At 62.4% G+C, this 10,204-nt stretch carries 15 protein-coding genes; 6 read left to right on the top strand and 9 right to left on the bottom strand.

Annotated elements, in window-relative coordinates:
• A partial coding sequence (locus VKM35_RS02795; RefSeq protein ID WP_324318130.1) for a hypothetical protein occupies positions 1-221 on the top strand: 221 nt, incomplete at its 5' end.
• Complete coding sequence (mtgA, locus tag VKM35_RS02790; protein WP_324318128.1) at positions 222-1,016, top strand: monofunctional biosynthetic peptidoglycan transglycosylase; 795 nt, start codon at positions 222-224, stop codon at positions 1,014-1,016.
• Here mtgA and VKM35_RS02785 read toward each other — a convergent pair.
• The 4 genes from VKM35_RS02785 to VKM35_RS02770 all read right to left on the bottom strand — a co-directional run bounded on the left by VKM35_RS02785 (position 953) and on the right by VKM35_RS02770 (position 3,005).
• Entirely contained in the window at positions 953-1,645 is a 693-nt protein-coding gene (locus VKM35_RS02785) for an MIP/aquaporin family protein (RefSeq protein ID WP_324318126.1), read from the bottom strand. The two genes, mtgA and VKM35_RS02785, sit on opposite strands and share 64 nt — an antisense overlap.
• Positions 1,642-2,037, bottom strand: coding sequence for an arsenate reductase ArsC (locus tag VKM35_RS02780; protein ID WP_324318124.1), 396 nt, complete (start codon positions 2,035-2,037; stop codon positions 1,642-1,644). Before VKM35_RS02780 ends, VKM35_RS02785 begins: the two co-directional genes overlap by 4 nt.
• A 141-nt stretch (positions 2,038-2,178) precedes the next feature.
• A complete protein-coding gene (locus tag VKM35_RS02775; RefSeq protein WP_324318122.1) occupies positions 2,179-2,667 on the bottom strand; it encodes an ArsI/CadI family heavy metal resistance metalloenzyme in 489 nt (162 codons plus the stop codon).
• Complete coding sequence (locus tag VKM35_RS02770; protein WP_324318120.1) at positions 2,667-3,005, bottom strand: metalloregulator ArsR/SmtB family transcription factor; 339 nt, start codon at positions 3,003-3,005, stop codon at positions 2,667-2,669. The genes VKM35_RS02775 and VKM35_RS02770 overlap by 1 nt, the downstream gene beginning before the upstream one ends.
• 65 nt (positions 3,006-3,070) lie before the next feature.
• Between VKM35_RS02770 and VKM35_RS02765 the strand changes: the two genes are divergently transcribed.
• The 4 genes from VKM35_RS02765 to VKM35_RS02750 all read left to right on the top strand — a co-directional run bounded on the left by VKM35_RS02765 (position 3,071) and on the right by VKM35_RS02750 (position 5,801).
• Positions 3,071-4,009, top strand: coding sequence for a glycosyltransferase family 2 protein (locus VKM35_RS02765; protein WP_324318118.1), 939 nt, complete (start codon positions 3,071-3,073; stop codon positions 4,007-4,009).
• A 64-nt stretch (positions 4,010-4,073) separates the two neighbouring features.
• Positions 4,074-4,502: a CBS domain-containing protein gene (locus VKM35_RS02760; RefSeq protein ID WP_324318116.1), complete on the top strand. Its 429-nt coding sequence runs from the start codon at positions 4,074-4,076 to the stop codon at positions 4,500-4,502.
• Positions 4,503-4,584: 82 nt separating this feature from the next.
• The gene (locus VKM35_RS02755) at positions 4,585-5,211 is read left to right on the top strand and encodes a sulfotransferase family 2 domain-containing protein (RefSeq protein WP_324318114.1); all 627 of its coding nucleotides are present in this window, start codon (positions 4,585-4,587) and stop codon (positions 5,209-5,211) included.
• Entirely contained in the window at positions 5,208-5,801 is a 594-nt protein-coding gene (locus VKM35_RS02750) for an aspartyl/asparaginyl beta-hydroxylase domain-containing protein (protein ID WP_324318112.1), read from the top strand. The genes VKM35_RS02755 and VKM35_RS02750 overlap by 4 nt, the downstream gene beginning before the upstream one ends.
• 16 nt (positions 5,802-5,817) lie before the next feature.
• Here VKM35_RS02750 and trhA read toward each other — a convergent pair whose 3' ends face one another.
• From trhA to VKM35_RS02725, 5 genes are all read right to left on the bottom strand, one after another.
• The gene (gene trhA / locus VKM35_RS02745) at positions 5,818-6,459 is read right to left on the bottom strand and encodes a PAQR family membrane homeostasis protein TrhA (RefSeq protein ID WP_324318110.1); all 642 of its coding nucleotides are present in this window, start codon (positions 6,457-6,459) and stop codon (positions 5,818-5,820) included.
• Positions 6,460-6,528: 69 nt separating this feature from the next.
• Entirely contained in the window at positions 6,529-7,479 is a 951-nt protein-coding gene (locus tag VKM35_RS02740) for a type II CAAX endopeptidase family protein (RefSeq protein ID WP_324318108.1), read from the bottom strand.
• A gap of 21 nt (positions 7,480-7,500) precedes the next feature.
• Positions 7,501-7,920, bottom strand: coding sequence for a hypothetical protein (locus tag VKM35_RS02735; RefSeq protein ID WP_324318106.1), 420 nt, complete (start codon positions 7,918-7,920; stop codon positions 7,501-7,503).
• Positions 7,904-9,013, bottom strand: a complete 1,110-nt coding sequence (locus VKM35_RS02730) for a proline iminopeptidase-family hydrolase (RefSeq protein ID WP_324318104.1) — start codon at positions 9,011-9,013, stop codon at positions 7,904-7,906. The genes VKM35_RS02735 and VKM35_RS02730 overlap by 17 nt, the downstream gene beginning before the upstream one ends.
• Before the next feature lie 71 nt (positions 9,014-9,084).
• A partial coding sequence (locus VKM35_RS02725) for a peptide chain release factor 3 (RefSeq protein ID WP_324318102.1) occupies positions 9,085-10,204 on the bottom strand: 1,120 nt, incomplete at its 5' end.

The raw sequence follows: 10,204 nt of genomic DNA, 5'->3' as shown, positions 1-10,204 counted from the left end.
GTCGCGCCGAAGGCGTGGCGTTGGCTGCCCCGTCCTTCGGCCGTGTCGATGCGGGCTGGATGATCGCCTCTGCCGGCGACCTCGCGGTGACCTGGGGCGGCGGCAACAGTTCGCCAAGTTGGCTGCGCATCTGGCGCCGTCCTTCGGCCGGGGACGCGCCTGGTTTAGGATGGCGGCTTGCGGTGGACATCAGTCGGGCCGCGCCAGCACCGAAAGAATAAATGTCCGCAGCCATCATTTCCGCGCCCGTCCGGGGCGCCGCTTCGCCTCGCCGCAAACGTCGCTGGCTACGCCTGATCTTTTTCTGGCTGCCGCTGTGGTTCGTGCTGATCACGATGGCCCAGGTGCTGGTGCTGCGCTGGGTGCCGCCGTTCACCAGCGCTTTCATGATCGACCGCCAATTCGAGGCAATCAGCGCCGGCGATTGGCAATTCCGGCCGCGCTACGAATGGCAGGAGTGGAACAAGCTATCGCCGAACCTGCCGATTTCCCTGGTCGCGGCCGAGGATCAGAAATTCCCGTCGCACAACGGCTTCGACTTCCAGGCGATCGACAAGGCGATGGCGCACAACAAGCACAGCAAGCGCGTGCGCGGCGCCAGCACGATCAGCCAGCAGGTCGCCAAAAATCTTTTTCTCTGGCCCGGCCGTAGTTATCTGCGCAAAGGCCTGGAAGCCTGGTACACGGTGCTGATCGAGTTGTTCTGGTCCAAGCAGCGCATCCTCGAGGTCTACGCCAACATCGCCGAGTTCGGCGATGGCATCTATGGCGCGGAAGCTGCAGGAAAAACTTTCTTCGGACATTCCGCGATCCGGCTCTCGCCATCGGAGAGCGCTCGTCTGGCGGCGGTGCTGCCCAATCCAAAAAAATACAACGCGCGCAAACCTGGGGCGTATGTGCTGCGGCGCGCGAACTGGATCCAGCGCCAGGTCGGCCATCTTGGTGGTGCCAGTTACCTGGCCTCGGGCCGCGCGCTGGAAAACGTCGACGACGACGAAGACGACAGCGCCGAATAAGCCAGCAAGGCAATCGCCGCGCCGAGCAACTGCGCGGCGATGAAAGCGGCGACATCGCCGGGACGGATGCCGGCAAACGTCTGTGTCAGCGCCCGTGCCAGTGTCACCGCCGGATTGGCGAATGAAGTACTCGCAGTGAACCAGTACGCCGCGAAGATGTAACTCGCCACGAGAGCCGGTACCGAAGCCGGGCGATGTTCGCGCGCCAGCAAGATAGTCAACAGCAAGCCGAAACTGGCGACCGCCTCGCTCAGCCACTGCGCCACGCCGGTGCGCACATGCGTACCGGGTTCGATCAACGGCAGCGCGAACATCGCATGCGCGAGCATCACACCAGCGATCGCCGCGACGATTTGCACCGCGATATAGGCGAGCGTTTCCCGCGTGTCGAGTTCGCGCCGCCAGCGCATCGCCAGCGTCACCAATGGATTGAAATGCGCTCCGGAGATTGGCCCGAGCAGCGCTATCAGCACGTACAAAATCCCTGCGGTGGCCGCGGCATTGGCCAGCAGCGCGATGCCGTCGTTGCCGCGCGACAGTGCCACGCCCATGATTCCGGAACCGACGACCGTGGCGAGCAACGACGCCGTGCCGATGAATTCGGAGAACAGTTTCTTCGACAGGCTCATCGCAGCGACGCCAGCAGTTTTTGCACGCGCGCGGATATTTCGTCGCGCACGGCGCGGTAGGCATCGTCGTCCATGTGCCGCGGATCCGGCAGCGCCCAGTCCTCGCGGCGTTTTGCCGGCACCCAGGGGCAACTGTCGCCGCAGCCCATGGTGATCACCGCATCGAACTCGCCGGTGATCTGATCCAGTGATTTCGAATCGTGCGCACCGAGGTCGTAGCCCAGTTCCGCCATGAAACGCAGCGCCTTGGGATTGATCACACCCGAAGGCCGGGAGCCGGCGCTGATCGCCTCGACGGCATCGCCGCCATGGATGCGCGCAAACGCCTCGGCCATCTGGCTGCGATTGGCGTTTTCGACGCAGACGAACAACAGGCGTTTTTTTTCGGACATGTCTGGATTCAATCCCGTCGGGTGATATTGCGCAGTTCTCGCCCTGCCGCAAAGCGATCAAAATTTGTCCGGTGGCAGCGACAACTCGATGCTGTGGTGTAGGACAGGCACTGCGTTGCGGAAAGCGGATGCTTGGTCGGATCAGCAGCAACCGGACTGCGGTGCACAGCAGGACGTACCTTTGTCGACGCGGGGCTTCATCGCCTGCGGATCGGGGGTGCAGGCGGCGCCGTCGGTCGCGCAGGCTTTTTTGCCTTCGTGGTACGTCGTCGCTTCGCCGTGGGTGTGAAAGGTTTCCCAACGCGTGCCCTGCGGATCCTCGGTCCAGGCCTTGTCCGATCGCGCGTAGCAGCACACCGTTGCTTCTTCGGGGATGACGCTGCCGCCGGCCGTATCCAGGCGAACGCCGAGCTCGGCCAGTTCTTCATCCGATTCGGCCTGGATGCCCAAGTGGTCGACTCCCTGCACGCGACCAGTGTTGGAAATCGCGAAATTCACCCGCGGATCCTCGAGCATCCACTTTGCGTAGTCGGCCTTGAGTACATGCGGCGCGCTGGCGAACAGAGTGGAATAGAAGCGCACGCTAGTCGGCAGATCGGCAACATTGAGATGGACATGAAAGCGCTTCATCAGCGGACTCCGGAGTCTTTTTGTGGAGGGCAGGACACATCGGGGCTGCAGCCAACACCCTGACAACAGTTTTCGCCGAGGTAGGCGAGCAGGGCATTCATCTGCGGATAGTTGGCGCGGACGCGGATGACGCGGCCCTCGCGTTCGTCATCGGCAAGGCCGGCGGCGCGCAGGACATTCAGATGCGCGCTCAATGTGGCCGGCGGCAGCGCGAGGCGATCTTTCAGTTCGCCGACCGACAATCCCGCCGGGCCGGCCTGCACCAGCTGACGAAAAGCCGCGAGCCGGGACTCGTGGCCAAGGGCGCGCAGCGCTTCGAGGGCGGCAGTGGTTTCCATAATTCGATAATTCCGGAATTATGGAATCGTGTCAAGCCGCGGGGACGAGCGGCTACCATCGGGCCATGGAAACCACGCCCGTGCTCGCTGTCGTCATCGCCGCCTACAACGAAGAGGAAGCCTTGCCCGGCATGCAGACGCGGCTGGCCAAGGTTTTCGATGCGTTGCCGATGCCGGCGCGCGTGCTTTATGTCGACGACGGCAGTCGCGATGGCACCTGGGCAGCGTTGACCGCGCTTGCCGCCGCCGATCCACGTGTGTCGCTGCTGCGTCTGGCGCGAAATTTCGGCAAGGAACTGGCGCTGACCGCCGGTCTGGATCTGGTCGATGGCGATGCCGTGATCGTGCTCGACGCCGATGGTCAGGATCCGCCTGAACTGATCCCGGCCTTCATCGCACGCTGGCAGGAAGGCTATGACGTCGTCTACGGCACGCGCACGGCGCGACCGGGCGAGAGCTGGCTCAAGCGCGTAACCGCGAACGCGTTCTATCGCGTGATCAATCGTCTTTCCGATATCCCGATTCCCGCCGACACCGGCGACTTCCGCCTGATGTCGCGTGCCGCGCTGGAATCGCTGCGGCAACTGCGCGAGCGCCAGCGTTTCATGAAAGGCCTGTTTGCCTGGGTCGGTTATCGGCAGGTATCGCTGCCGTACGAGCGCCAGGCGCGCATCGCCGGCGACAGCAAATTCAACTATTGGCGGCTGTGGAATCTCGCACTCGACGGCATCACCGGGTTTTCCACGGTGCCGTTGCGCGTCGCGACCTACATCGGCTTGCTGACTGCGATGGTCGCGTTCGCCTACGGTGGATGGATCGTCATGAAGACCGAGCTCTGGGGTGATCCAGTGCAGGGCTGGCCGACGCTGATGGCAGTGGTGCTGTTTCTGGGCGGCGTACAACTGGTCGCGCTGGGCATCATCGGCGAATACCTCGGCCGGCTCTATCTCGAGGCCAAGCAGCGGCCCTTGTACCTGATCCGCGAGCGCTGGCCGCGACCATGAGCGGCGTGTTCACCGCCCGCGCCGGAAGGACTATGATGACCCGTCATTCGTGAGCGGAGGCGCCATGCGCAAGGTCAGCCATATCCTCGAAGACAAGGGCGCCCGCGTGATCACGGTGCCGCAGGAAGCGCCGGTTCTGGAAGTCATCCGCCTCATGGCCGAGCACCACATCGGCTCGGTGCTGGTGATGCGCGGTCCGGAAATCATCGGCATCGCCACCGAACGCGACTACGCCCGCAAGGTCATCCTGCAGGGCCGTTCCTCGGCCGACACGCCAGTCAGCGTGATCATGTCCAGCCCCGTCGTCTGCGTTTCGCCCGGCGATACCGTGCCGGCATGCATGGCGATCATGACCGAGCGCAAGCTGCGCCATCTGCCGGTCGTCGACGATGGCCAACTGATCGGCATGGTCTCGATCGGCGATCTGGTGCGCTCGGTAATCGAGGACCAGCAGATGGAAATCCACCAGCTGCAGCAATACATCACCAGCTGAGCCTGCGCGGCAGGGTTTTGCCGGGGGGCGGGTCCATGGGAACATAGCTCCCATCCGTTGTTTTCGCCCCAGAAAGCCCGCAATGATCATTTCCCGGAAACACCGCTACATCTTCTTTCCCATACCAAAAACCGGCACGCATTCAGTTCGCCAGGCGCTGCGCGAAAGCATGGGCGAGGACGATCTCGAGCAGGTCGGTCTGTTCGTCCAGAAGAGGTTTCCGTTCCCGGAGTTCGCCGACATCACGCATGGCCACATCAGTGCCAGGGAAATCCGTCCGGTACTCGGCGACGAAGTGTTCGACGACTATCTGAAGTTCACCTTCGTGCGCAATCCGTTCGATCGCTTCGTGTCCTACTGCGCTTTCATGAGCCGCGGCACGCCGCATTTCGAGACGTCGCCGACGGCTTACATGAAGCACATCATCCGGGAAATGCGTCCGGTCAATCACCTGCTGTATTTGCCCCAGTACAGTTTCGTGGTCGATGCCGAAGGCAGGCTGACGACGGATTTCATTGGTCGCAACGAAACCATGCAGGCCTCATACGATCAGTTGTGCCAGCGCCTCGGCATCGCTTCGCGCACGCTCGACAAGGTCAATAGTTCCAAGCACCGGCCCTGGCAGGAATACTATGATCGCGACCTGATCGGCTGGGTTTCCGAGCTGTACCAGAAAGATCTCGAAATGTTCGACTACCGGTTCGAATGACCATGTACGCCAATCCGCGCAAGACCCGCTCCGTCAAATTTCTCGGCCCCGTCGAACTCGGCACATTGGTCGACGACGTGCTGGCGATACCCGAGGAAATCTGGGATATCGAGAATGCCGGCAAACCCAATCAGTTCGCCGCTCTCGATCAGACCAAGCACATCATTTTCCGGTTCGTGAACCATCTCGATGATTGGCGCGAGTCGCACAATCGCAGCCTGTGGTCCGACTGGCAGGACCGCCTGCTGCCGATCCTGCAGCAGGCCACGAAGCCTTACGGCTACAGCAACGGCAGCTTCCCGCGCATCATGCTGGCGCGCATGGCGCCCGGCGGCGTGATCCATCCGCACCGCGACGCGATGCCGTCGGCGAAATGGCCGCACAAAATCCACGTGCCGCTCACTACGAACGACGGCGTGAGGTTCTTCGTCGATCCGCAGACCTACCAATTCAAGGTCGGCGAGGCCGTCGAGGTCAACAATCTCGATGTGCATGCCGTGGTCAATGAAGGCAAGACCCATCGCATCCATCTGATCTTCGAATACTTCGATCGCGATCAGCCGAGCTGGCTCGACAACCCGCCTGCCTGAATTTCGCAAAGCACTTTCAGGCGGCGACCGTCAACACCTGCATCGACACCGCGACGAAATGGCAGAGGCTGCCCAGCATCACGAAGCCATGCCAGACAGCGTGCATGTACACGCGCTTGCTCATGTAAAACAGCGTACCCAGCGTGTAGGCGATGCCGCCGCCGAGCAACCAGAGCAGTGTCGACATCGGCACTTCGCGCAGGAAGGGTTTGATCGCGACGACAATCATCCAGCCCATGCCGATGTAGATCAGCGTCGACACGCCCTTGAAGCGGCCGGTGTAGAACAGCTTGAAAACCACACCGAGTACCGCCAGTGTCCACGCCGCCGTGAACAAACCCCAGCCGCCATGCCCGCGCAGGCCGATCAACGTGAATGGCGTATAGGTGCCGGCGATCAGGATGAAGATCGCGCAGTGGTCGAAAATCTTCAGGCGCGCTTTCGCTGCCGGATGCGGGATCGCGTGGTAGAGCGTCGACGAGCAATACAGCAGCACGAGAGCGATCGCGAAGACGATCGCACTGGCCAGTTGCCAGCCGTCGCCGCGCAGCGCCGCGAGCGTGATCAGCACTGAACCAGCCGCGAGACTCAGCAGGAAGGCGACGCCGTGGGTGAGCGCGTTCCAGATTTCCTCGCGCAGTTCGTGCCGGTCGCTCATTGCTGTTTCCGACCGGACGGGAATGCCCAGGATCGCGCGATAGTGGCGACTGCCAGCGGAGTCGGCAACCTAAATATGCTTGCCCGTCGCCGGCGGCGGCATTGATTCGGCGCTACTACGGTTCCAGAACGGCGCGCGAATCTGCCCGCTGGCGATCGCCTTGCGCGTGAAGAACAGGCCCAGTGCCGTGCAGATGATCACGGTCAACACCGAACCTTCGGCACCGAATGCGCCGCCCGACAACCACGGCGAACCCTGCGTTGTCGATACCAGCAAACCTTTTTGTTCGATGCCCGATACGGAAATTCCGAGGATCGCGCCCTGGGTGAAATTCCAGGCCGCATGCAGGCCGATCACGAAATACAACGAACGTGTCCACGCATAGGCCATGCCCAGCAGCAGGCCGGCTTCGAGTGCAATCGCGAATGCACTCCAGGGCGTGGCGTTGGGGTTGGCCAGATGCACGACGCCGAAGAACAGCGCCGAGACCAATACCGCCAGCCACGAGCCCAGGCCATCTTCGACGACGCGATAAAGCACGCCGCGGAAAATGATTTCCTCGGTGATGCCGGGCAGGATCGCGATCAGCACGAGCGGGCCGAGCAGGTTCGCATCGGCATTGACGCCGGTGATCCGGTAGCAGCCGAACACGGCCATCAAGCCGGCGGCGGCGATCATGATGGCGAAGCCGGTGAGCAGGCCCAGCGCCGTATGCGGCAATAGTTTTCGCCAGGCGAGTTCATCGACACGCCGACCCTCGATGCCACGCACCAGCAGCCAGTAAGCAAGGATGATCGGCGTCGCCACCGCGACCGCCCAGACAAGAAGTTGCGCCGGTGTCGCCCGCGAATAGTCGTCGTGGACGATGCGCTGGATGCCGCTCGTCACCGTGCTCAGGTAACTCAGCCCGATCGCCAGCAATGAAAACAGGATGATGCGCACCAGCGGATTGCGCAGCACGCGCAGCCAGAGCGGTGTTTTCGCGGGCGTCGTCGCCGCGGTGAGGTCGTTGGTTTTCAAGGCTGGGAATCCGGCGGGGTTTCAGGAATTTTCGGCGTTGTCGGGTTCGGCATGCAGGGCATGCAGCAAGCGATGGACCATCGGCGCGAAGGTGATGCCGGCGATCGCCAGCACGGCCAGGCCCGAATACAGCGCATATAGACCGGCGAACAACTTGCCCGGCTCGGTTCGCGGCGACCACAGCGGGCCCATGCCTGACAGGATCATCGAGGCATTGAGGAAGCTGTCCATCGCGTCGAGTCCTTCGAGCGCGTGGTAGCCGATCATGCCGATCAGAAGCGAGACCGCGATCATCGCCAGCCCGACCAGCGCACTCAGCAGCATGCGGCGCACGAACGCCGGCCACGGCAGCAAGGGCTCGTGCTTGCGTTCGAATCGGAGCAGGGAAATTTTTCTGTCTTTCTTCTTCATCTCGTCCTTGCCTTCAAAAGCGCCCTGCATCCACATCCTTGAGGAAGCCGATCAGGCCTTCGACATAGGTTTTCTGGTCGTCGTAGAGCGCCAGATGGCTGCCGTTGGCGCAGTACAGATAGCGCGCATGCGGCAGCTGCGTCGACATCCAGCGCATATGTTCCGGGTCCATGGTGTCGTAACGCGCGCCGATCACCAGCGTCGGCACGGTGATCTTCGCCAGGTCCTTGCTGCGATCCCAATGCTCGAGCTTGCCGCTGGCGCCGAGTTCGCTAGGCCCCTGCATCGGCACGTAGACCTCGCGATTGAGGTGCGAAAAAGCGCGCAGCACCGGCTCCGGCCATTGTTCCTGGGGACGGCGCAGAAGATGCTGTGTGTAGAAGTTTTGCATCAGCAATTGGTCGTAGCGCGGATTGGTGGTGTCGTGGCGGGCTTCGAAGCCCTGGATCTCGGCCAGCACCTTCGGATCGAGCTGCGGCATCAGCGTGCTGCGCGCATATTCGTTGTAGGCGGGAATGCTCGACATCATGTTCGAGATCACCAGGCCCTTGAGATGGTCCTGGTGCTTGAGCGCATATTCGATCGCGAGGATGCCGCCCCAGGAATGACCGTAGAGATAGAAATTATCCTTGTCGAGCTTCAGTGCGGCGCGCACCTGCTCGACCTCGTCGACGAAACGGTCGGTGTCCCAGAGCGAGGCGTCGTGCGGCTGGTCGCTGTAGAACGAGCCGAGCTGGTCGTAGTAGTAATACTCGATGCCAGCACCGGGGAAATAACTGTCGAAGGCCTCGTAGGCTTCGTGCGTCACGCCCGGGCCGCCGTGCAGGATCAGCACCTTGATGCGCGGATTGTTGCCGACGCGCTTGGTCCAGACCGAGAATTTTCCCTTCGGCGTGCTGATTTCGATGCGGCGCGCGCCGCCGCTGTCGACGTCGTTGCGGCCGCTGTTGTCGAAATACGCGAGGTTGCTGCTGGCGTTGCCAGCGACAGTGGCGGGTGTCGGCAGCGAAACCGAAGCTGGCGCCGGACCCTGCGCGATCTGCGCGGGGACGTGCGGCTTGCAGGCGGCCAACAACATTGCCGACATCAACAGCAGGAAAAATCGCGACGATGTCTTGGCCATGGCGGACTCCCGGCGAGTGCCAGCGAGCATGGCAGAGGGGGCGGGCGCGGACAAGAACGCCTGCCGCGCAATCAGTCGAGCGCGATCGCGTGCGCGTGCTCGCGCGTCGCGGCGAACACCAGCTCCGGCCAGCGCTCCTGCGTGAGCTGCAAGTTCACCCGCGTCGGTGCGAGGTAGACCAGTTGCCCGGCGGCATCGAGGGAAAGGTTGAGCGCGGCCTTTTCCCGGAATTCTTCCAGTTTCTTCGGCGTGCCGCCGCGCACCCAGCGTGCGGTCGAAACGGTCACCGGCTCGAAGATCGCGTCGACGCTGTACTCGTCCTTCAAGCGATAGGCGACGACGTCGAACTGCAGCGTGCCAACCGCGCCCAGGATCAGGTCGTTGGACATCATCGGGCGGAAAAACTGCGTCGCGCCTTCCTCGCTCAGCTGCGCCAGGCCTTTCTGCAATTGCTTGAGCTTGAGCGGATCGCGCAGGCGCGCGCGCCGGAACAGTTCTGGCGCGAAATTCGGGATGCCGGTGAAGCTGAGTTTTTCGCCGGCGGTGAAGGTATCGCCGATCGATATCGTGCCGTGGTTGTGCAGGCCGATCACGTCGCCGGGATACGCGGTCTCGACGATTTCGCGATCGCTGGCCATGAAGGTGAGCGCATTGGCGAGTTTGCTTTCCTTGCTGGTGCGCACGTGGAATGCCTTCATGCCGGCGTCGAAGCGGCCCGAGCATACGCGCAGGAAGGCGACGCGGTCGCGATGCATGGGATCCATGTTGGCCTGGATCTTGAACACGAAGCCGGAGAAGGATTCTTCTTCCGGCGCGATTTCGCGTGAAGTGGTGGCGCGCGGTGTTGGCGCAGGCGCGTGTTCGACGAAAAAATCCAGCAGTAGTTGCACGCCGAAGTTGTTCACCGCCGAGCCGAAGAACACCGGTGTTTGTTGGCCGGCGAGATATTTGGCCTTGTCGAATGGATGCGAGGCGCCTTCGACCAGTTCGAGCTCTTCGCGCAATTCCGCCAGCATGTCGGCGCCGATGCGCGCCTGTAGTTGTGGATCGTCCAGCGAGGAGAAAATGGTCGAGTCCTGGCGGGTGAAATTGCGGCCGGCTTCAAAGATGTGCACTTCACCGGTGAGCAGGTGCACCACGCCTTTCAGGCGCGAACCCATGCCGACCGGCCACAGGATCGGCGCGCACTGG

Source organism: Arenimonas sp. (assembly GCF_035312645.1).
Classification (GTDB): domain Bacteria; phylum Pseudomonadota; class Gammaproteobacteria; order Xanthomonadales; family Xanthomonadaceae; genus Arenimonas.
The sequence above is the reverse complement of the archived record's forward strand: the minus strand, read 5'-3'. Positions and strand labels throughout refer to the sequence as shown.

Excerpts from the sequence above, each read along its gene's own strand:
- mtgA (WP_324318128.1), top strand. The coding sequence starts at position 222 with ATGTCCGCAGCCATCATTTCCGCGCCCGTCCGGGGCGCCGCTTCGCCT.
- VKM35_RS02785 (WP_324318126.1), bottom strand. The coding sequence starts at position 1,645 with ATGAGCCTGTCGAAGAAACTGTTCTCCGAATTCATCGGCACGGCGTCG.
- VKM35_RS02780 (WP_324318124.1), bottom strand. The coding sequence starts at position 2,037 with ATGTCCGAAAAAAAACGCCTGTTGTTCGTCTGCGTCGAAAACGCCAAT.
- VKM35_RS02775 (WP_324318122.1), bottom strand. The coding sequence starts at position 2,667 with ATGAAGCGCTTTCATGTCCATCTCAATGTTGCCGATCTGCCGACTAGC.
- VKM35_RS02770 (WP_324318120.1), bottom strand. The coding sequence starts at position 3,005 with ATGGAAACCACTGCCGCCCTCGAAGCGCTGCGCGCCCTTGGCCACGAG.
- VKM35_RS02765 (WP_324318118.1), top strand. The coding sequence starts at position 3,071 with ATGGAAACCACGCCCGTGCTCGCTGTCGTCATCGCCGCCTACAACGAA.
- VKM35_RS02760 (WP_324318116.1), top strand. The coding sequence starts at position 4,074 with ATGCGCAAGGTCAGCCATATCCTCGAAGACAAGGGCGCCCGCGTGATC.
- VKM35_RS02755 (WP_324318114.1), top strand. The coding sequence starts at position 4,585 with ATGATCATTTCCCGGAAACACCGCTACATCTTCTTTCCCATACCAAAA.
- VKM35_RS02750 (WP_324318112.1), top strand. The coding sequence starts at position 5,208 with ATGACCATGTACGCCAATCCGCGCAAGACCCGCTCCGTCAAATTTCTC.
- trhA (WP_324318110.1), bottom strand. The coding sequence starts at position 6,459 with ATGAGCGACCGGCACGAACTGCGCGAGGAAATCTGGAACGCGCTCACC.
- VKM35_RS02735 (WP_324318106.1), bottom strand. The coding sequence starts at position 7,920 with ATGCAGGGCGCTTTTGAAGGCAAGGACGAGATGAAGAAGAAAGACAGA.
- VKM35_RS02730 (WP_324318104.1), bottom strand. The coding sequence starts at position 9,013 with ATGGCCAAGACATCGTCGCGATTTTTCCTGCTGTTGATGTCGGCAATG.